Below are 22,003 nucleotides of genomic sequence, written 5' to 3'. Positions count from 1 at the left end.
TCGACCTGAACTAGAAATATACTTGTAAGAAACAGACTTCTTTTTATTTGTGCTATAATAGGTTTAAGTGCAATTTTATTCGCTGAAATACTCATTTTCTGTAAAAAATTTGTATCTTGCGGTCGGTAAACCCCTAGACCTAAGTAATTTGTAGCGATGCGTATGATTTACTGCTATATCATAAAGTAGCCATTTGTACGTTATCACTATTGCACTAAACTAACAACTATGCAAAATTTTTCGCCTACCCGTATCCCTATTTATGTATATTTTTTTGCGATTGCTGTAGTACTAGCTTGTTTGTCGTAAAGAAAATATAACATCTTTTAGTTCAGCAGAATTCTGCTTTTCTTCATCAAGAATCCAACAGCTTATACTTGGGCTGCAAGTTTTTTGTCGTCGATCATTTTTGATAAGATGTATTCAACCCCATTATCATTATTACTCTTTGTGGTGTAATTAGCAACTTCTTTTACATTGGGATGTGCGTTTTCCATAGCGAAGCTATATTGTGCACGGGTCATCATCTCTAGATCATTATTATAATCTCCAAAAACCAGTGTTTCTTGGGTAGAAATCTGATATTTTTCCTGCAATTGCTGTAGCGCATGACCTTTGTTTGCCAAATTATGAGACAGATCCAACCAAATTTCTCCAGACACTTTTACTTTTAGTTTGTCTTCCAGATGTTTTAAGGCTGGATACAGATATTTTTCGGATCCTTTTTGATTACAAATTGCAATTTTGAGGTATTTATCATCGGTAACTTCTGCCAGGTTTTCTACAATTTCATAACGGCCATAATATTCTGAAAACATATCTACAAAATCTTGCCCATAATCTTCGATGTACCCTTTTTTTCGACCACAAAGAATCACTTGAGAGCCTTTCAAAGTTCTGGCAATTTCCAGTAACTCCAAATAGGTTTCCCGATCAATTTCGGTGGTTTGAAGCTCCTTGTTTTGCCTCATCGTAAGTGCTCCATTCTCTGCAATAACATAGATATCATCTTTGATAGGTTTTAGCTTATCGATAATACTATAATATTGTCTTCCGCTTGCAGCAACAAAGGTTACACCAAGCGAATTAAGCTCTTCAAAAAGTTCGAAGAAATGACGACTTACTTCTCCCTTAGAATTGAGAAGTGTTCCGTCCATGTCGGTAGCGACCAATTTAATTTGTGATAAATCCATAACAATTGTGGTTTCCTAGGTTAAAGGTATAAGAGTTTGTGCTAAAACTAGGGCTATTTATGTGAAGATAATATTAATTTAGCTGAAAAGCGGTATTTTAAAACAGTTTGGTAAGCTGCAAGGGACCAACAACAAAGAAATATGAAATTCTTCCAAAAAGAAATACAACTACAACCATATCCCAGAGGATTTCACTTAATCACTCGAGAAATAGAAGCTTTGTTTCCTGAGTTGAAAGAAATACAAATTGGGCAGTTGCAGGTATTTATTAAACATACTTCAGCGAGTCTTACGATCAATGAGAATGCTGATCCTACAGTACGACAAGATTTTGAAAGTCATATGAATGTGATGGTGCCCGAAGACGCTCCGTATTACATTCATACCTATGAAGGTCCTGATGATATGCCTGCGCATATTAAAGCTTCGCTAATGGGAACTTCAGTGCAAATACCGGTTACTAATGGGAGGTTAAATTTGGGAACCTGGCAAGGTGTTTATCTATGCGAACATCGAGATTATGGAGGTGCCAGGAAGTTGGTGTTGACCGTGTTTGGGTCCTAAAATGAATCAGAATAGTAGGCTTATCGAACCATCAACTTTATAATTCGATAAGCCTAATTTCTATATATTAATCAAACCATTGTGCCCATGGAATTCGGGATAACATTAGAATCCAAGCCAGGGTATAAAAAATGGCTAGCATTTTGAATTTTGGAGTAGAGGTTAATTTCTTTTTGTGCTTAGAATACCCAACAGTAATAAAAGTAATCATAAGGATCATGGTTAGTGGATGCTCTACATTATACAACCTTAGGGTAGAGTCTTTCATGATTTCTCCCATACCGTGTGTTCCTGAAAACCATACGACAAGAGGAGATAAAAAGAAAATCACAATTCCGATCAGTAGTTGGATGTGTGACACAATAAGAGCAAATAAAGAAACTCTAAAATCTTTGGGAGCATACTCTCTCTTGGTAAAAAAACCGATCAAAGCATTTATAGTAGCCAAAGTAACGATTAATAATACCAGATACGCCCAATAAGAGTGAACAATTTGAATAGCTTCGTACATAGTGAAGTGTTTATGTGTTTCGTTTTTTCAAAGGTAACTATAAAGAATAAAAAAACCTCATTCTAACAGAATGAGGTTTTTGGTTGGTATAAGTTACAGATTAGTTAAACAAGTAACGTAATCCGATTTGCATTTGCCATCTAGAAGATTGATTTCCGAAGTCATCAATTTGCTCTACATCGTCAATTATATTTTCATTTAATTGGAAAGTAGGTACATTGTTACTATCGATATCAACGATATCTAATAAGGTTACTTCACTAGAGATAAACTTTCTAACTCCCCACTCCTTGTTCAAGAAGTTTCCGAAGTTTAAGATATCCGCAGTCAACTGTAAACCATGTCTGTTTTCTCCAACCTGGATAGAGAAATCCTGTACGAATCTTAAGTCGAAGATGTGGTTCCATGGTCCTCTGTCACCATTTCTTTCAGCATAATCTCCTCTTCTTTCGCTTAGGTAATCATCGTTTTCGATATAGTTGTTAAACGCTTCCCATTGTGCAGCTTGCTCTGCAGCTGTTCCATCAAATTGGATTTCGCTAGCGTCTCTAGGCACATAAATTAATGCACCATCATCAAAATCGTCGTTAAGCACTAATTCGTTATTCTCATTTCCGTAAGTGTAAGAGAATGGACGAGACTGAGTTGCTTCATATACTAAACCAAGAGTAGTTTTGATATTTTCTGTCCATTTGAACTCATAAGAAATATTACTGATGATTCTGTGTCCAGCAGAGAAATCAGAACGTGTTAACGGTTGTCTAGCGTTTTTACCATTTACGGTTACCTGGTTGTTCCACTGAGAACTGTTCTGAGATGAAGTAGCATCAAAGATGTTTTCAGAATCACCGTAAGAGTAAGAGAAACTTCCTTGGAAACCATTATCGAATGGCTTAGTTAAGGTGAAAGAAGCATTCCAAGAATATCCTTCTCCAGTGTTAGAAGCTAAATAGATTCCAGAACCGTAAGTTGGATCAATACGATCAAACAGGTTGTATCTTGGTCTGTTGTCAGGACCATTATTAAGTGTTTCTGAAGCTTCTCTAATATTTAAGTTCTCGTACTGTAACTGAGTAATGTTATCCTGGTAAAGAAGGTCTGCTGAAGCAATAAGTCCCCACCAAGGTAATTTTTGATCTACCGCGATGTTGTACTTCATGATCTGTGGTAACTTAGTATCAGGAGCAAATAAGTCAATTTGTCCACCTACATCACCAGAACCAGGAGTTAAGTGTCTTAGCTGTGTATTTACATCTGGGTTAAAGAAGATAGGATCGTTAAAATCTCTTGCATCACTTACCCCTTGAGTAATACCATTGTTGTTATATGTTCCACCAGCCCATACTAATGGTACTCGAGAAGTAAAGATACCTAAACCACCACGAAGCTGTGTAGTTCTGTCTCCATTTACATCCCAGTTGAAACCAATTCTAGGAGCGATATGTGCTCTTGACCTGATCGCTTTTCCTACTCTTGCACCTTGAAGATCTTTTCCAGCAGCTTCAAGAAGTGCTACAGTTCTTGTATTAAAGTCTTCGTTTACTAATCCGTCATCCCACATCGGAATATCAACACGTAAACCAGCAGTTAACTTTAAGTTGTCTGTCATTTGTACTTCATCCTGAACGTAGAATCCAAGAACAAGACGATCAAATTCTGCAGCTCCGGTAGACTCATCACCTACACCACCACCAGGAAGTAATGAGTAGTTATAATCGTAACGGCTAGCAGCTTCGTTGTTTAAGAATGCATCAACACCTGTAGTTCCTGCACCACTGTTGTCAAAGTATCTGTAACGTCCAAAGTTATTTCTGAAGAATAAGTTCTTTGTAGAAGCAAATTCGTTTTGAGTACCAATAGTAATCGTATGTCTTCCTGAGAAGATACTGAAGTTGTTTGCGAATGTAAATACATCCTGATCAAGAAGGTTTGCAGTACTGAAACGCTCTGCACCAAAGTTGATTCCTCCGTCTCCATCATCTAAGAAAACAGTTGGGAATGGGTCACCATCAGGATCACGGTCATCTCTTACCAAAGAGTATCCTAAGATTAAGTTGTTAGAGAATTTATCTCCGATAGTAGAGTTCCACTCTAAAGTAGTTGTATTAGCAACACTTTCGAATAATTCAGATCCGTTAGTAAAGTTAATAGTACCGTTACTAGATCCTCTTCCTTCTAAGTTTTCAGACTTCACGTAGTTGTTTTTGATGAAGATTTGGTTGTTATCATCAATATTCCAGTCTAAACGAACCGTAAATGTATTACCTAATAATGTCGAAGCATTATTATCAAATGTTCCGATATCGTAGTTATAACGACTTAAGATCGTTTGTCTTAAGTTAGCAAGATCCTGAGCTGAAGAGTTACCTCTATAGTTCGAGATGTTGAAAGGAGCAGGAGTTTCGTTGTCTACTCTTTCGTAGTTTGCAAAGAAGAATAACTTATCCTTGATGATCGGTCCACCAACTCTCATACCATAAGTAAGTGCAGTAAACTCATCCGTTTTTTCTCTTTCTTCACCTTCATCCACTAAATCAACAGGGGTTTTACCTACTAAGTCTTCATTTTTGAAGAACGTATAAGCAGAAGCTTGCCACTGGTTAGATCCAGAACGAGTAATCGCGTTGATCGCACCCCCAGCAAAACCTGATTGTCTTACATCAAATGGAGCAACATTAATCTGGAAAGTTTCTATTGCATCGATAGAGAAAGGGTTAATTCCCGTTTGTCCTCCGTTGGTTCCTGATCCTGCAAGACCAAAAACGTCATTGTTTACAGCACCATCAATATAGATACCGTTGAAACGGTTGTTTTGACCAGCAATAGAAACAGAGAAACCGTCATTTCCTTCAGTCAACTGAGCCTGTGGAGTTACTCTCACAAATTCTGCAATCGCCCTAGATGTGTTAGGTAATGTATTAATTTCACGCTGCGTTACCGTAGTTTCGGCCCCAGTTTTTCCAGAATCGAAAACACCATCTCGAGTCGCGGTAATTACCACCTCTTCTAACACGTTAGAAGCTTCTTGAAGTTGTGTGTTGATCTTTTCGGCTTGTCCTAATTGAAGAAAAACACCGTCTTTCACAAAACCTTGAAAACCAACATATGTAATTGTTACACGGTATGGTCCTCCTACACGCATGTTATTAATGCGATAAAATCCATCAAAATCTGTAGTTACACCGTACTTAGTCCCGGTTGGACCATGAACAGCTAGTACTGTTGCACCTGGTAAAGGCTCACCAGTGTTGTCAACAACCTTACCATTCATCGATGATGTAGTTACCCCTTGTGCATACGTTTCCCCAACGAATGCTAACAGGATTACAGCAAGTAAAAATGTAATCTTTTTCATTATAAATAATTGAGTTAATTAATCCGTGCAAATGAACAAATCTTTGTGGAAACCTACTTTATCTTAACGTTAAGACTTTTTCACAAAAATTTTATGGTATTAAAGTAACTATAAATATGGATGACGTTGGTTGTCAGTGAGTTGAAAATTTTCAAAAGTTATTAACTAAAATTATGTTAATTAATTTTCTTTTCGAATTTGCAACTTTAACATTTTTTCGGAGTCGAACAATAGAAAAAAGGCCCTGAAATATTCACTTTCAAGGCCTTTATTTTATTTGGTCTTATATTTTTTTAATAGACTCGATGTAGAAGAGTCATGTTGATAACTCTCAGAATTGTTAATTTCAGATAATATTTTTGTAGCCAATTGCTTACCTAATTCTACACCCCATTGATCATAACTGAATATATTCCATACAATCCCTTGCACAAAAATTCTTTGCTCATACATCGATACCAACGCGCCTAAATTTTTGGGAGTTAGCTTGTTGATCAAAACCGTGGTGGTAGGTTTATTACCCTCAAATATTTTGAAAGGAGTAAGTTGATTGATTTTAGCTTCTGAAAGGTTTTTAGAAGATAACTCTTGGACTACTTCTTCTTTAGTTTTACCGTTCATCAAAGCTTCGGTTTGTGCAAAGAAATTAGCCATCAATTTGTCTTGATGATCCTGATCTCCATATAAACTATGTTTGAATCCAATAAACTCGGCTGGGATCAATTTTGTTCCCTGATGAATTAATTGAAAGAAAGCGTGTTGCGCATTGGTACCTGGTTCTCCCCAAATAATAGTTCCGGTTTGATAGGTAATCGGATTTCCGTTTCGATCTACGCTTTTTCCATTACTCTCCATGATCCCTTGTTGCAGATATGCAGGTAATCGATGAAGATATTGAGAATAAGGAATAATCGCTTCACTTTCGGCGTCAAAAAAGTTGTTATACCAGACGCTTAATAGCCCAAGTATAACCGGAATATTTTCTCCAAAAGGAGTGTTTTTGAAATGCTGATCCATCTCGTAGGCTCCTTCTAACAATGCTTCAAAGTTGTCATATCCCAAAGAAAGGCTTATCGATAAACCAACTGCACTCCAAAGAGAAAAACGACCACCAACCCAATCCCATAGTGGGAAAATGTTGTCTTTGTCAATTCCAAATTTGGTCACGTTTGCAATGTTGCTGGATACGGCTACGAAATGTTTGCCAACCGCCTCGTTAGGTGCGTTTTGCGTAAACCACTTTCTAGCAGTAGTAGCATTAGAAAGTGTTTCCTGGGTAGAGAATGTTTTTGAAACGACTACAAAAAGTGTTGTTTCGGGATCTAAACCTTTTAAATTTTGATGAGTATGATCTCCATCAACATTAGAAATAAAATGTACGTTCAGATGGTTTTTATAGTATTCAAGGGATTCAGTAATCATTACCGGACCTAGGTCAGAGCCACCGATACCAATATTCACAATATCTGTAAAGGCTTTTCCGGTATATCCCTTTAGCGTTCCAGATATAACTTTGTTGCTAAACTCCTTAATTTTTTGTTTTACCTCATTAACCTCGGGCAGTACATTTTTACCGTCAACTTCTATGCTCTTGTCTGCAGGTGTTCTAAGAGCAGTGTGTAATACTGCTCTATCTTCAGTTTCATTGATAGTGCTTCCTGTAAAATAATGCGTGATCGCTTCATCCAATTTTACTTCTTTGGCAAGATCAATTAAGAGGTTTTTGGTGGTTTGATCAATTCGGTTCTTCGAATAATCGACATAAAAATCTTCCCATGCTATGGTAAAAAGATCAGCACGTTGTGAATGTGATGCAAAAAGCTCTTTTAAATGCTTTCCTTTTATATTCTCATAATGCGATTGTAGTGCTTCCCAGGCTTTTGTGGTGGTGGGATTAATAGTTGGTAATGCCATTTTATAAAATTTCTTTTGGTTTAAATAGTATACTGTCTAGCTCAGTTTTTATGGGTGCTATGTGGTTAAAAAAAGCAGGTCGCAAACTGTCGGCTAGTGGTTTTGATGAAGGTAAATCCTGTTTAAAAGGGTCGACTTCTTTTCCATTTTTCCAGAATCGGTAGCATACATGAGGACCACTAGTGTTCCCGGTCATACCGATATATCCGATAACATCTCCTTGTCGTACATATTCACCTACTTTTACGGCTTGTCGGCTCATGTGTAGATATTGAGTGTCATAGGTTGCGTTATGTCTTATTTTTACATATTTACCGTTACCTCCCCTTCGTTCTGACTTGGTAACGATTCCATCTGCTGTGGCAAGGATAGGAGTACCTATAGGAGCGGCAAAATCGGTTCCTCGATGCGGTCTTATTTTATTTCCGTAATATTTGATTCTTCGTTTCAGATTATATCGTGAGGATATTCTACTAAATTTTACTGGAGCTCTCAAAAAAGCTCTTCGCAAATTATTGGCTTCATGATCAAAATAATCAATGCCCCCGTTAATAGAGTCGTCCTGAAACCTGAATGCGTAAATAGGTTTGCTACGATGTTCAAAATATGAAGCTTTGATTTGGTCAATTCCGGCTGGGATAGTATCGTCTATAAACTTTTCGGTATAAATTACTTTGAAACGATCTCCAGCTTGTAATCTGGTAAAATCGATAGTCCAGGCATAGATATCTGCCATGTTATATGCCACCAAAAAGTTGAGATCCAAATCGTCAAAAGTTTGCATCAAACTGCTGGATATGGTACCCGATGCTGATTTTTCAACTAGCGTTACAGGTTTTTTCTTTTTTGAGCAATAATCGAATCTCTAAAATCGATAACCGTGTAATCTATCTTATTATTTTGATATACAAATACCTGAGCATTTGCTGAAGTGTCTTTGGATTTGAGTAACATGTAGGGCTTACCAGCTTGTATTCTGGCTACATTGAAGGTATCTTTGATCGTATTAGTGATTTCGAATACTTTGGCTCTGGTTACCCCATGAGCATCCATAATTGCACCAAAGCTATCACCGGGCTTTACGGTATCTTTTACTACATTAAAATTTTGAAGTATATACCCAAACTCACGAACAACAGGAGCTTCTTTTTCTTCTTTTACTTCAGGAACAGCTGCTTTTTCTTCTTTCTTTTCTTTTTGACATGAAAACACTACCACTATAAGGAGTAGCAAGTAACCTATATGCTTCAACTGATGACTATTTTATTGTTTGGTATTAAATTGATGGGTTACCCATTGTTGCCCCCAGTTTTCTTTCTCTTCGTCACTCCACAAATTCGGAAAAAACATAATTCTTTGAAAACTAGGAGGTAAAAAACTTTTCCAGTTTGTTCCTCCAGTAGCAAGTACTTCACCTTTATCTCTGTTAAGATACCTATAGGCAGCACCCATATGCATTAATAACCAATTAATATTTACATTGGTGTCAAAAGTACGCAATGCTTCGATAAGGTGCACATTATTTTGCTCTTTTTCTGGTAGTTCGTGGTATTTATGGAAAATTGTTGAGCGTTGTACTTGTTTAGCAATACGCATCATCCTGGGAGTATATCGATATTCGAATTGCTTTAAAGTAAGTGTTTTTTCACCGGTTTCGGCATCGGTAGCTCCAGATTTCCAATAGAGATGTTCAAAAACCTCTCCTAGCGGATCTTGTTCAGAAAACTGATCCCTTTCCTTGGTATTTACCAAATTCACAAGAGGAGTACAGTAAATTTCAATCAATCGAAATTGAACCGATTGAAACCCACTGGCAGGCAATAGGGACATTCGGTATTTTAGAAATTGATCTCGATCCATCCCTTTGATCATCACATCGAAAGAATTGATCAATACTCTAAAGTATCGATTTACACGATCGAGTTTGGCAGTAAAAAAAGCTGCATTCTGTAATTTGTCGTCTATGATTTGCTTTAGTTCATGGATGATAAGCTTGAAGTAAAGCTCGGTGATCTGATGATAAGTGATAAAAATTTCCTCGTCGGGGAAGTGAGTTCTGGGGATTTGCAGACTTAGTAATGTGTCCAGATGGATGTAATCCCAATACGTTAAATATCGATCATGAAGTAGCCCATCAAGATAAGACCCCAGATCTTGGCCTGAGTTCTTGAATTTAGTTTCTAATTGCTTAATTTTTTCAGCAATTTCTGGCTTAACGGATTGACTCATTTAATCTACAACAACTTTAAAAGGATGTTTTAGACCTTTAAAGGCATCCAGATCCGCTTTGATAGATCCTACCAGGATGTCTGCCTTAATTCTTACTGGCATACGATTGTCGTCATCGCTTACCCATACCGTCATACTTTCTTCTTCTTTAAAAATCCTATCGGCCTGTACAAAAGGTCTAAATTTTAAACATGCAATTTTACCCATTTTCGTTCGAATAACCTCTCTTCCTAAGAACTTTAACTTAAAAACGTAGTTTTCATTATCAAAAAACATGTTTACAAATTGTTCATCACCTTTTTTTAACGATGTGGTGTTGATAATATTTCTTAGATAGTAAAAAGAAGACATCATATCCTGTACATTGGATTTTACGGGGAAAGTTTCTTTGGTATTGTACTTTTTATTAAAAACAAGTGCTTTTTTCTGACTGTGATCAAAGTTGATTTCGATATCCTTGGTATGACCTCCCTCATTAATTTTTCGAATAAATCGATAGGGTTTTACTTCGGATTTATCGATATAGGTTTCATATAGATCTTCAACTTTAAAAAACAGGCTTAGAACTCCCGATGATTTTCCCTCACCAATAATATGATGAACTGGTACACCATTTAGGGTTTCATCTTTTACTTGTAGCGTAGCATAACTTGCTGTAAACCAGCCGTAGTGGATTCTAAATTTAAACCATTCTCCAGATTCAAAAGCTTGATGGCTCTCTTGTGCTGTAGCAGAAGAAAATGCTAAAACGGCAATGAATAGTAGGATAAGCTTTTTCATAGTTTTGGGTATTATAATTGATTCATCTAAAATGTATTATACGTTAGATGTTTACAATAAATATTCCAAAAGTAGTATTAAAAGTAATTACTTAAAAATGAATATTGTTATCAAAATATAAAAAAGAACAAAAAAGAGAGCCACCACAGCTCTCTTTTTTACTTTTATTAACCAACTAAAAACTTAAATTATGAGAATAATTATTGTTTTAGATATAAGTGGTAACCACTCCACTCATATTACAAAAATCAACTTTTTTTGAATAATTATCAAACGAAAACGTTTTTTTATTATGAATTTTAACAAAAATTTAGATGAAAATCCATAATTTTTCAATTTTCTCAAGATATTAACATTCTTTATTAGAATATCCAAAATGTTAAAAATCAGATATAATTATAAAGTTCCTCGTTGGGCTTGTTCTCTTTCAATGGCCTCAAAAAGTGCTTTGAAATTTCCTTTTCCAAAGGATTGCGCACCTTTTCTTTGAATGATTTCAAAAAACATGGTAGGTCGATCTAATACAGGTTTTGTAAAAATCTGAAGTAAATATCCTTCATCATCACGATCAATCAAAATACCAAGATCTTTTAATGGTTGTAAATCTTCATCGATTTCACCAACTCTATCTAATACAGTATCATAATACGTTGCCGGAACGGTCAAGAATTCTACTCCACGGTTTTGAAGTTCAGAAACCGTTTCTATGATATTATCGGTAGCCACAGCAATATGTTGTACTCCTGCACCATTATAAAACTCAATATATTCTTCGATTTGAGACTTTTTTCTCCCTTCCGCAGGTTCATTGATTGGAAACTTAATTCGTCCGTTACCATTACTCATTACCTTACTCATAAGCGCAGTGTATTCTGTAGAGATGTCTTTGTCGTCAAAAGAAACTAATTGAGCAAAGCCCATTACTTTGGCATAAAATTCACACCATTTGTTCATCTCGTTCCATCCCACATTTCCTACCATATGATCGATGTACTTCAAACCTACTGATTTTGTTTTGTAGGGTTTGTTCCAAGCCATATATCCTGGTAAAAAAGCGCCTTTGTAATTTTTGCGCTCTACAAAAATGTGCACTGTTTCTCCATAAGTGTGGATTCCTGAAAATACAACTTTTCCATGTTCGTCCTCTTCAGTTCTGGGTTCCATGTATGATTTGGCACCACGTTTTACAGTTTCGTGATAACTTTTGGTAGCATCATCTACCCAAAGGGCTACAACTTTTACTCCATCACCATGAGCATTGATATGTTTATTGATTTCTCCGTCTGGTTGCAAAGGAGAAGTTAAAACCAATCGTATTTTATCTTGCTGTAAGACATAAGAAACCCGGTCTTTTTTTCCTGTTTCTAATCCGGCATATGCAATGGGTTCAAAACCCCATGCAGTTTGATAGTAATAGGCCGCCTGTTTGGCATTACCTACATAAAGTTCTACATAATCTGTTCCTAACAAAGGCAAAAAATCTTCTGCCTGTGGAACTACTTTTTCTAAATTCTGTGGTGTTATATTGGTCGACATAATATTGTTATTTCGTAATTAATAGTTATAATGAGATTCGGAAATGGTATTATTTCCAAATCTATAAGGATTAAAAAATGAGAAACAACTTACCACATGGCTCGCAAATGTGGTGTAATATCAATTCTATTATTAAGCATGGTTTTACTATTCTGTGGTTTTACTCTAACCATGATTTATGATAACTTTCGTCGGCAATTTCCATAGCTTCCTGAGTAACCATTAATGGTTTAAAAGTATCTACCATTACTGCCAATTCATCGGTTTTGGTCTGGCCAATACTGCGTTCTACGGCTCCTGGATGTGGTCCATGAGGTATTCCAGCGGGATGTAAAGAAATATGTCCGGCATCAATATCGTTTCTACTCATAAAATCACCATCTACATAGTAGAGCACTTCGTCACTATCGATGTTGCTGTGATTGTATGGTGCAGGGATCGCTTGCGGATGATAATCGTATAATCTTGGTACAAAAGAACACACCACAAAAGCATCTGTCTCAAAAGTTTGATGTACTGGTGGTGGTTGATGTACTCTACCAGTTATTGGTTCAAAATCGTGTATAGAAAAAGCATAAGGGAAATTGAAACCATCATAACCTACAACATCGAATGGATGTGTGGCATAGATCATATCAAAAATTTCATCCTGTTTTTTTACTTTGATCAAAAAATCTCCCTTTTCGTCATTGGTTTCTAATTCATACGGGGCTCTAAGATCCCGCTCACAAAAAGGAGAGTGTTCTAACAACTGACCAAACCAGTTGCGATATCTTTTGGGAGTATAAATAGGTCGTCTTGATTCTACAATAAATAAACGGTTATCTGTAGTGTCAAAATCCAATTTATAGATAGTCCCTCTTGGGATTAAAATATAATCTCCGTATTTGAAATCGATGTTACCCAGGTGGCTTCTAAATTTCCCACTTCCTTTGTGGATAAATATGAGCTCGTCGGCATCTGTATTTTTATAAAAATAATCTGTTGTAGCATTTTGAGGAGCTGCCAAAATGATACTTACATCAGAATTGGTCAATACATTTTTTCTACTCTGTAAATAATCTTTTTCTGGTTGTACTTTGAAACCATGAAATCGATATGATTTGATATTGTTGACTATTGCGATTTTTGGAGCAACACTATAACTCCCTTTGATTTCCTTTACCTGAGTAGGGCGATGACAATGGTACATGTTTGTAGACATGCCATCAAAACCGATGGTACCAAATAATTGTTCGTAATAAAGATTGCCATCGGGCTTTTTGAAGATCGTATGGCGTTTAGGTGGAATTGTTCCTAAAGAATGATAAAAAGGCATGATGATTTTATTTAAGGTATTAACACTACTTTTTTTAAAACAAAAAGAGTGTAGGCCTTATTCCGGATTACGTTTAATAAGGTAATGTAACAGTAGTAATAAATCCTGCCAAAACAAACTCATAATAGTACAAATATCGGAAATATTTCTATTCTTTTACGTGAGAATCTCTTAAAACCAAAAACCTACACTAAAGAACCACTCGCTTTCTTTCACTTCTGGGGAGTAGGTGTATTTTACCTGAATAGGTCCTGCAAAGGTATCCAGACCATATCCAAGAGCGTAACCAGTAAATTCGGGTTCTTCAAACCATCTACCTGTACTAAATAGTTTGTTGCCTACGTTGGCAAAATTAGCTCCAACATTCACATGGTTTTTTTGAATATCTCATAATCTACAGCAACAAGTCCTTTCATAAAACTTCTTCCCGTTATCCCCAAAAAATCATAGCCATAAAAAGGAATAAAATTATTAATGGTTTTAGCACCAAAGCCTCCTAAGAGAAAATCCAATGAATTAATCGCGTTGTTTCCAATTTTGGTTCCTGCCTCAAAAGCAATATTCATCGAAATCTTATCGGTAATAGGGCGAGCATACCCCAATTGTGCTTTTGCGATGGAGAACTCGTCGAAACTGTCGGTAAAATCTGAAGAGAATAAATAGGTATGGATATCTCCTTCAAACAAGATTCCTTTGGAGGGAAAATATTTATTGTCGTAAGTATCAAATTTAAAGTAACCAAAAGCACTCCAGTAATCACTATCATCAAAAACGGTTCTAGGAATCTGATTTTCATCTTCGCCAAAAGTTTCAGAAATGATCCGTAGGCGTTTATATTCTGCACCCAATCCGACAGAGAAAGTTTGATTCAACAGGGTTTCTGCATAGAATTGAAGGTTAAAATCGGTATAATCAATATCGATAGTATTAATCCCAAGGTTTGGGATTTCGCCAAACTGTCCGATAAAACTAAAGTCAAAGGCCTTGGTGAAATTGGTATAGCTGTATTTAAGCCCAGTACTCCAATAAAATCCTTTATCGATATAATAATCAAGATTATATCGGATATTATCCCCCAAAGCTACATCCAGGGAGAGAACATCATTATTAAATAATAGACTTTTGCGAGTCACATTCACAAGAGCAGCGGTTTGGTATAAGTCGTCATAATGCAATGCAAAACGCAATAACATTTTGTTTTCGGTTTCTCTTACATTAAGAGCAAGCTCTTTGCCTTCTTCATGATCAATTAATCGATGACTTACGCGATCAAAGTTTCCGGTTCCCGAAAGGTTATTGATACCTTCGTTGAGTTTGTCGTAAGAAATTACAGATGGTGTTTTTAATTTTAATTTCCCTCTGATATACGCACGAGTGTATCTTTCGTTTCCGGTAATAGACAAGCTATTGATTAGTAAAGTTTCAGCATTCTTGGGAATTTCAATATCTGGTCTTGGAGTTTTCTGTCTTCCGGCAATATCCTTCAGGGTTTCATAGTTGGAAAAAGCGGCTTTCTCACCACTAGCCATAATTTCGTCGGCTCTATCAAAAGACATCACCGAAAAATCCATGATAGAAGGTTTTATGTAGATTTCGGTTTCATCTACTTTATCCTTCATAGCATTGATCGTTCTGAAATTGCTAATCTGAAGCATGATATTGGTTACCGAATTGAGCTGATCCCTTGGCATCAATGAATCCTGTACGTCTATACCGATCACGATTTCCGCCCCTTTTTCTTTAATTTCTCTAACAGGATAATTGTTAGAAACACCACCATCTGTCATTAATATCCCGTTCACTTCAATAGGGCTAAAAATGGAAGGCAACGCTCCACTAGCCGCGACGGCCTCTGGTAGATATCCTTTATCGAGTATAACCTGTTCTCCAGTTTCGATATTTGTCGACATACAGAAAAAGGGAATAGGTAATTTATCAAAGTCATGAACATCATTTACGTGGGCCGTGAATTGTGAAAATTGGTTGTAAAAATTTTGCCCTTTTGACAGCCCTTTGGGAAGGCCAATTTTAAAGTTATCAAAAGGAAGGGTTACCGCGTATTTTTCAGAATCTTCTTTTTCGTAAAACGTTTTGGCATCTCTGGGGAGTTGATCTTGAATAAATGCATCAAAATCTACAGATCTAAATATAGAGTCCAATTCTTTGGCCCGGTATCCTGAAGCATAAAGTGCTCCTACAATAGCTCCCATACTGGTACCACCAATATAATCAATACGTACACCCGCATCTTCTATAATCTTGAGTACACCGATATGAGCCAACCCCTTGGCACCACCACCGCTTAAAACCAATCCCACTTTTACGTCTTCTTGGTCAGGAAGGCTTAGGGTGTCCTGTACTTCTGTATTTTGGGACCACAATGTTTCTGTAAAGAGCACTATAAAAAACAGTACGCTAAGCAGAAAATGGGAAGGGGTGTGGGTATGGGTCACCATTATTCTTTTTTAGAAAGATAGTAATTATATATTTTGGTTGCTTTAGAATCTCCTACAACTTGAGCAAGTTCATCCTTTGTGGCTTCCTGTATTCGTTTAACCGATCTAAAATGCTTTAGTAATTCGACTACTGTTTTTTCTCCGATTCCTGGGATATCGTCTAACTCGGTATTCAATGCAGCTTTACTTCTTTTTTGTCGATGAAAAGTAATCCCAAATCGGTGTGCCTCATTACGTAAGTGCTGTATGACTTTAAGCGATTCTGATTTCTTATCCAGATAGAGCGGTATCGAATCCCCTGGATAATAAATTTCTTCAAGTCGTTTGGCAATTCCGATAATGGTGATTTTACCGCGTAAACCCAAAGTGTCAAGGGCCTTTAATCCCGAAGATAGCTGTCCTTTACCACCATCTACAATGACCAATTGTGGTAGTGGTTGCTCTTCGTCTAATAATCGTTTGTATCTTCTATACACCACTTCTTCCATGGAAGCAAAATCATTGGGTCCTTCTACAGTTTTGATATTGAATTTTCGATATTCTTTCTTGCTGGGTTTGCCATTCTTAAAAACCACACAAGCGGCTACAGGATTGGTTCCCTGAATATTGGAGTTATCAAAACATTCGATATACCTGGGTTCTCCTGGCAATCTAAGATCTTTCTTCATCTGGGCCATCAATCGTTTTACATGACGATCGGGATCAATGATTTTTATTTGCTTGAACCGCTCCTGACGATAGTACTTGGCATTCCTTAAAGACAGATCTACAATTTTCTTCTTGTCACCTAGCTGAGGGATAGTGATTTTAATTTCTTCTCCCACATTAACATCAAAAGGCACAAATATTTCCTTGGATGTAGAACCAAAACGTTGTCTAATCTCGATGATGGCTAGCTCCAAAAGTTCTTTGTCTGATTCTTCTAATTTTTTCTTGATTTCGGTAGTATGAGATCGAATTATGGCACCATAAGATAATTGAAGAAAGTTGATATAAGCATACGATTCATCAGACAGGATCGAAAACACATCAACATTACTGATCTTTGGATTTACCACGGTAGATTTTACCTGATATTTTTCCAAAACGTCAATTTTCTCTTTGATGCTTTGGGCATCTTCAAATTCCATTTTGGCGGCGTGATCAACCATTTGTTGTTTAAAGCCAGACAAGGACTCTTTAAAGTTTCCTTTGATAATCTGTCGTATGGCATTGAGGTTGTCGTTGTATTCTTTTTCTTCTTGTAGCCCTTCACAAGGTCCTTTACAGTTTCCTAAATGATATTCGAGGCATACTTTGTACCTGCCAGCATCGATTTTATCCTGAGACAAATCATAGTTGCAGGTTCTTATAGGGTATAACCCACGGATCAGTTCTAATAAGGTTTGTACCGTCTTTACCGAGGTGTAAGGGCCATAATACTCGGAACCGTCTTTGATCAGGTTTCGAGTTTGAAATACCCTGGGGAATCGCTCTCTTTTTATGCAAATCCATGGATAGGTCTTATCGTCCTTGAGCATCACATTAAACCTGGGCTGATACTTTTTGATCAGATTGTTTTCAAGAAGTAAAGCATCTGTTTCGGTATCGACCACAATGTGTTTGATCGTCCGAATTTTTTTGACTAATACTTTGGTCTTGTAGTTGTCGTGATTTTTGGTAAAATACGAGGAGACTCTTTTCTTAAGATTTTTGGCCTTGCCTACATACAACAGTTTATCATCTTTATCGTAGTATTGATATACTCCTGGTAAATTAGGTAAGGTTTTGATCTGTATGTCTAGTGAGGGTTGTTGCATATTCCGAAGGGTAAATTTAATAGTTTACCTAGATTGGTACCTATATCTTTAAGGTTTAATTTTTGTTAAATCCTATCGAATCACAAGGGTTTTTATTAAAAATACTTAATTCTGTACAATACAACCCGATTTTTATTACATTAGTAGTCCTATTATTCCAATTCAGTTTTTTTGAAAAAAGAAAAGAAAATAATTGGCAGGACGGATAAGGTGGATTTCCCGCTACTCGAGTTAAATGATATCGATGCCAAAGTCGATACAGGAGCGTATACTTCTTCTATTCATTGCGTTGCTATTAAAGAGATTGATCAAACATTACAATGTAGTTTTCTGGATGCTACACATCCTGAGTATAATGGTAAGAAATTTACATTTAAAAATTATGATATCTCTGCGGTAAAAAGTAGTACCGGTAGGGTAGAAATGCGGTACGCGATCAGAACCCAAATTACAGTATTCGAAAAAACCTATCCGATAACTTTAAACCTCTCTCCCAGAGACGATATGCGTTTTCCATTGCTTATTGGGCGTAGGTTCTTGAGCGGAAAATTTTTGGTAGATCCTCAATTAGAAAATCAGTCCTATAATCAAAAACTGTAATGAATATCAAGATCTTGTCGCGTAGTGCGAGTTTGTATTCGACCAATGCACTTGTTCAAGCAGCGGTAAAAAGAAAACACAATGTTCAGGTTATCGATCCACTTAATTGTGATATTGTTATAGAGCGGCAAAAGCCGGAGATTTATTATCGCGGTCGTCGTCTCGATCATGTCGATGCGGTGATCCCAAGAATTGGATCCTCGATTACCTTTTACGGTACTGCGGTGGTACGACAGTTTGAAATGATGAATGTGTTTACCACCTTAAAATCTCAAGCGCTGGTTCAATCCAGAGATAAACTAAGAAGCTTACAAATACTCTCAAAGGCAGGTCTTGGACTTCCTAAAACAGTGTTTACCAATTATTCCAAAGATGTTTCTGAAGTAATATCTCATGTGGGGGAGCTCCCTTGATCATTAAGCTTCTTGAAGGGACTCAAGGATTAGGAGTGGTTCTGGCTGAAACAACCACGGCAGCAGAGTCTGTACTGGAAGCTTTTAATGGATTGCAAGCACGAGTAATTGTTCAGGAATTTATAAAGGAAGCCAAAGGAGCAGATATTCGAGCGTTTGTTGTAGATGGAGAAGTGATTGGTGCAATGAAACGGCAAAGTAAAGAAGGAGAGTTCAGATCCAATTTGCATCGAGGAGGTACTGCTCAATTGATTAAATTGAGTCGACATGAAGAACAAGCTGCTATTTTGGCGGCCAAATCTTTGAAAATGGGAGTTGCCGGTGTAGATTTGCTGCAAAGTAACCGAGGACCGTTGATTTTGGAGGTAAATTCGTCTCCAGGTCTCGAAGGAATCGAAGGGGCAACTGGTAAAGATATCGCAAAGGCGATCATTAAATATATAGAAAGAAGCGTATAAGATACATGACACAAAGCAAGGAAAAAGATATTTTACGCATTTTAGGAAATGAGGTGCCGCTAGGAAAAAGTACTACGATAAACTTTAATATTGCCAAGTTATATACATCGACCAAAGTAGAAATTCCTATTATTATAGAACGCTCAAAAAAACCGGGTCCAACGGTTTTAATCACAGCAGGAATTCATGGAGATGAGATTAACGGAGTTGAAGTGGTGCGGCAAATTATAGCCAAGAAAATCAATAAGCCAGACAGAGGAAGCATTATATGTATCCCGGTACTTAATGTATTTGGGTTTTTGAATATGGATCGGTTTTTTCCTGATGGAAGAGATTTAAACCGGGTATTTCCAGGGACCAAAAATGGTTCGCTGGCAAGTCGATTTGCCTATCAATTCGTAAATGAGATTCTTCCTTCGGTAGATTTTTGTTTGGACTTTCATACTGGTGGAGCGAGTCGATTTAATGCCCCACATATTCGGGTAGACCAAAAGAATGAACGATTAGTAGCTTTGGCCAAAGTTTTCAATGCCCCTTTTATTCTGTATTCCAAAAATTTGGAAGGTTCTTATCGATCAACTTGTGCCAAAAAAGGCATAGACATTTTGTTATTTGAAGGAGGGAAATCTCAAAACAGCAGCAAGGATATTGCGGTAGAAGGTGTAAAAGGAGTGATGCGTATTCTTAATCACCTAGAAATGCTAAAGCCTACTTTTGAAGTGCCAGAGGCACATGCTGAAAGTATTGTGATTAATAAAAGTTTTTGGATGCGAGCCAAATACAGTGGATTGTTGCATATTAAAATACCGATTTGCAAGCATGTTGAAAAAGGGGAGATTCTGGCGACTATTACAGATCCCTACGGAAAAATGAGACATGTGGTAAAGGCAAGTAATGATGGGTATGTAATTAATGTAAATGAAGCTCCGATTGTGTACAAAGGAGATGCGATATTTAGAATTACCAAAGCCCTAGAAGATGAATAAAAAGGCGTTGAGGTCAAAATATAAAACGCTAAGATCCCAATTGAGTGCCGATGAGATCGATGCAATCAGTATGGATATCGCCAACAAGGTATTAGAGCTTCCGATATGGGACAGTAGCTTTTATCATATCTTCTTACCCATACAAAAGCAAAAGGAGTTAAATACAGAATTTATATTACATATTTTACAAGGAAAAGATAAACATGTGGTCGTTTCAAAAAGCAATTTTGAAACCTATACCATGGAAAATTTTTTACTCACAGATACTACCCCTTTAAAAGTAAATTCTTTGGGAATTCCCGAACCTGTAGATGGAATACCGATTGCGAACAGCCAAATAGAAGTTGTTTTTATTCCACTGTTGGCGTATGATCGAAATGGAAACAGAGTAGGATACGGAAAAGGATTTTATGATAGGTTTCTAGAGAGTTGTCATCCAAATACACTGAAAGTCGGACTTTCATTTTTCCCGCCAGAAGATAAGATCGAAGATAGCACTTCAGAGGATGTACCCTTAGATTTTTGCGTTACTCCATCCGAGATATTCAAATTCAAGAAAGAAAATAAATAATAAGGAACTAAAAAGATTATTTTTTTGGGAATGCCTTTTTGTTAAAAATGATTAATAAGAACACCCCAACACTTATTGCAGAATCGGCAATATTAAAAACCGGATCAAAAAACGAAAAGTGTTTTCCGCCCCAAACAGGAATCCAATCAGGTAAGATATCATCATAAAAAGTAAACTGAATCATATCTACCACTTTTCCGTAAAAAACACTTTCATATCCACCGCTTTCTGGTAAAAAGGTCGCGACATTACTCACGGTACTTTCTTCAAAAAGGATTCCATAAAAGATAGAATCAATGATATTACCAAAAGCACCAGCAAAGATCAGTGCAATACAAAAAGTAAGTATCATCGGACTGTTTTTTCGAACAGAATCATATAGCCAATATCCAATCCCTGTAATGGCAACCAATCGGAAAAGAGTAAGTACCAGCTTACCATAGCTACCAGGTAGTTCGAAACCCCATGCCATACCTTTATTTTCTACAAAAACAATTCTAAACCAATCAAAGACTCTTACCTCTTCATGTAATGCGAAATGTGTTTTTATATAAAATTTGGAAATTTGGTCGATAAGCAGAACCAGAACGATAACTAAAATAGATTTCTTCAAGGACATAGATATACCGTTTATTACAGGTAATAAAAGTGACGGACAAAAATAGTGTTTTATTTTGTTTTATAAACACTTATGTCTCCACTTATAGAGGTTAAATTGATTTTGTAGGGTCCATAGATATTCTGAGAACGAATTTTCCCCGTTTTTGTGGCGGCCTTAACGGTTGCATTTTTTGTAGTTAGCGTAATATCTCCTGCAATAGTATTTATGGTTGCGTGACCTTGATAAGCCTCTAAGATGCAATTGCCAGCACTAAACTCTGCAAATAGATTTTTGAATCCACCAACGATCTTTAAGGAAGCTGTATTGGATTTTACCGTTACTTTAAGATGTGAAGGGATTTGCAATACTACTTTTACAGCATATACTTTGTGAGCGCTAAGCTTATCATTGTGATGTTGTGAAAATGGTTGAACATCATCCTGTAGATACAGCTTATTTTCTTTTATAGTGCTTCTAATAAGTAAGTGGTCCTGATACTCTCCTTCAGAAATTGCATTGTAGGTAATATCAGATGTTTCCGCACTAGTAATTTCAATCTGGAAAGTGTTGTGTAGAGTAATCACAACTTCTTCAAACCCATTGGAGGCAATGGTACGATCAAAAGAGGATTGAGCATGTGCCTGGAAGCAAAACAATAAGAATAAAAGCAAAGAATTTAGCCACCTCATGTTTTTCAAGGTAACTAAATTCTCTAGAAT

The 22,003-nt window shown here is 36.7% G+C and carries 17 protein-coding genes and 2 pseudogenes; 5 read left to right on the top strand and 14 right to left on the bottom strand.

Annotated features, from left to right (window positions below):
- Window positions 1–371 precede the first annotated feature (371 nt).
- Window positions 372–1,193 (bottom strand): HAD family hydrolase, encoded by an 822-nt coding sequence (locus AC0L3Q_RS24360; protein WP_473283743.1) that lies wholly within the window; start codon window positions 1,191–1,193, stop codon window positions 372–374.
- 141 nt (window positions 1,194–1,334) lie between these two features.
- On the opposite strand from AC0L3Q_RS24360, the gene AC0L3Q_RS24355 reads away from it, so the two are divergent.
- Window positions 1,335–1,757 (top strand): secondary thiamine-phosphate synthase enzyme YjbQ, encoded by a 423-nt coding sequence (locus AC0L3Q_RS24355; RefSeq protein ID WP_473283740.1) that lies wholly within the window; start codon window positions 1,335–1,337, stop codon window positions 1,755–1,757.
- Between the two features lie 67 nt (window positions 1,758–1,824).
- Here the strand turns inward: AC0L3Q_RS24355 and AC0L3Q_RS24350 are convergent, their stop codons facing one another.
- The 11 genes and pseudogenes from AC0L3Q_RS24350 to uvrC form a co-directional block, all read right to left on the bottom strand.
- Window positions 1,825–2,268, bottom strand: coding sequence for a hypothetical protein (locus AC0L3Q_RS24350; RefSeq protein ID WP_073316164.1), 444 nt, complete (start codon window positions 2,266–2,268; stop codon window positions 1,825–1,827).
- 100 nt (window positions 2,269–2,368) lie between these two features.
- Window positions 2,369–5,623 (bottom strand): TonB-dependent receptor, encoded by a 3,255-nt coding sequence (locus AC0L3Q_RS24345; RefSeq protein ID WP_473283738.1) that lies wholly within the window; start codon window positions 5,621–5,623, stop codon window positions 2,369–2,371.
- A gap of 273 nt (window positions 5,624–5,896) precedes the next feature.
- Window positions 5,897–7,537 (bottom strand): glucose-6-phosphate isomerase, encoded by a 1,641-nt coding sequence (gene pgi / locus AC0L3Q_RS24340; protein WP_473283736.1) that lies wholly within the window; start codon window positions 7,535–7,537, stop codon window positions 5,897–5,899.
- Window position 7,538: 1 nt separating this feature from the next.
- The gene (locus tag AC0L3Q_RS24335; protein WP_473283735.1) at window positions 7,539–8,321 is read right to left on the bottom strand and encodes a peptidoglycan DD-metalloendopeptidase family protein; all 783 of its coding nucleotides are present in this window, start codon (window positions 8,319–8,321) and stop codon (window positions 7,539–7,541) included.
- 44 nt (window positions 8,322–8,365) lie between these two features.
- A complete protein-coding gene (locus AC0L3Q_RS24330) occupies window positions 8,366–8,788 on the bottom strand; it encodes a hypothetical protein (RefSeq protein ID WP_473283733.1) in 423 nt (140 codons plus the stop codon).
- A gap of 12 nt (window positions 8,789–8,800) precedes the next feature.
- A complete protein-coding gene (locus AC0L3Q_RS24325; protein ID WP_473283732.1) occupies window positions 8,801–9,766 on the bottom strand; it encodes a tryptophan 2,3-dioxygenase family protein in 966 nt (321 codons plus the stop codon).
- Entirely contained in the window at window positions 9,767–10,546 is a 780-nt protein-coding gene (locus AC0L3Q_RS24320; protein WP_473283730.1) for a DUF3108 domain-containing protein, read from the bottom strand.
- Between the two features lie 396 nt (window positions 10,547–10,942).
- Entirely contained in the window at window positions 10,943–12,082 is a 1,140-nt protein-coding gene (gene hppD / locus AC0L3Q_RS24315) for a 4-hydroxyphenylpyruvate dioxygenase (protein WP_473283729.1), read from the bottom strand.
- Window positions 12,083–12,242: 160 nt separating this feature from the next.
- Entirely contained in the window at window positions 12,243–13,400 is a 1,158-nt protein-coding gene (locus tag AC0L3Q_RS24310) for a homogentisate 1,2-dioxygenase (RefSeq protein WP_473283727.1), read from the bottom strand.
- Between the two features lie 171 nt (window positions 13,401–13,571).
- Window positions 13,572–15,856: pseudogene (locus AC0L3Q_RS24305) on the bottom strand (patatin-like phospholipase family protein).
- Window positions 15,856–17,655, bottom strand: a complete 1,800-nt coding sequence (gene uvrC, locus AC0L3Q_RS24300) for an excinuclease ABC subunit UvrC (protein WP_473283726.1) — start codon at window positions 17,653–17,655, stop codon at window positions 15,856–15,858. Before uvrC ends, AC0L3Q_RS24305 begins: the two are co-directional and overlap by 1 nt.
- Before the next feature lie 171 nt (window positions 17,656–17,826).
- Here uvrC and AC0L3Q_RS24295 point away from each other — a divergent pair, with 171 nt between their 5' ends.
- The 4 genes and pseudogenes from AC0L3Q_RS24295 (at window position 17,827) to AC0L3Q_RS24280 (ending at window position 20,683) form a co-directional block, all read left to right on the top strand.
- Entirely contained in the window at window positions 17,827–18,255 is a 429-nt protein-coding gene (locus tag AC0L3Q_RS24295; protein ID WP_473283725.1) for an ATP-dependent zinc protease family protein, read from the top strand.
- Window positions 18,255–19,126 (top strand): annotated as a pseudogene (rimK, locus tag AC0L3Q_RS24290) (30S ribosomal protein S6--L-glutamate ligase). Before AC0L3Q_RS24295 ends, rimK begins: the two are co-directional and overlap by 1 nt.
- A 5-nt stretch (window positions 19,127–19,131) precedes the next feature.
- A complete protein-coding gene (locus AC0L3Q_RS24285) occupies window positions 19,132–20,112 on the top strand; it encodes a succinylglutamate desuccinylase/aspartoacylase family protein (protein ID WP_473283723.1) in 981 nt (326 codons plus the stop codon).
- On the top strand, window positions 20,105–20,683 hold the full coding sequence (locus tag AC0L3Q_RS24280) for a 5-formyltetrahydrofolate cyclo-ligase (protein WP_473283721.1): 579 nt from the start codon (window positions 20,105–20,107) through the stop codon (window positions 20,681–20,683). Before AC0L3Q_RS24285 ends, AC0L3Q_RS24280 begins: the two co-directional genes overlap by 8 nt.
- 16 nt (window positions 20,684–20,699) lie before the next feature.
- Here AC0L3Q_RS24280 and AC0L3Q_RS24275 read toward each other — a convergent pair whose 3' ends face one another.
- Window positions 20,700–21,302, bottom strand: a complete 603-nt coding sequence (locus AC0L3Q_RS24275) for a lipoprotein signal peptidase (protein WP_473283719.1) — start codon at window positions 21,300–21,302, stop codon at window positions 20,700–20,702.
- Window positions 21,303–21,352: 50 nt separating this feature from the next.
- The gene (locus AC0L3Q_RS24270) at window positions 21,353–21,973 is read right to left on the bottom strand and encodes a hypothetical protein (RefSeq protein WP_473283718.1); all 621 of its coding nucleotides are present in this window, start codon (window positions 21,971–21,973) and stop codon (window positions 21,353–21,355) included.
- Between the last annotated feature and the right edge of the window lie 30 nt (window positions 21,974–22,003).

It is taken from the genome of Aquimarina sp. KJ22-3 (assembly GCF_055808215.1).
This window is presented reverse-complemented; position numbering and strand designations above follow the sequence as displayed.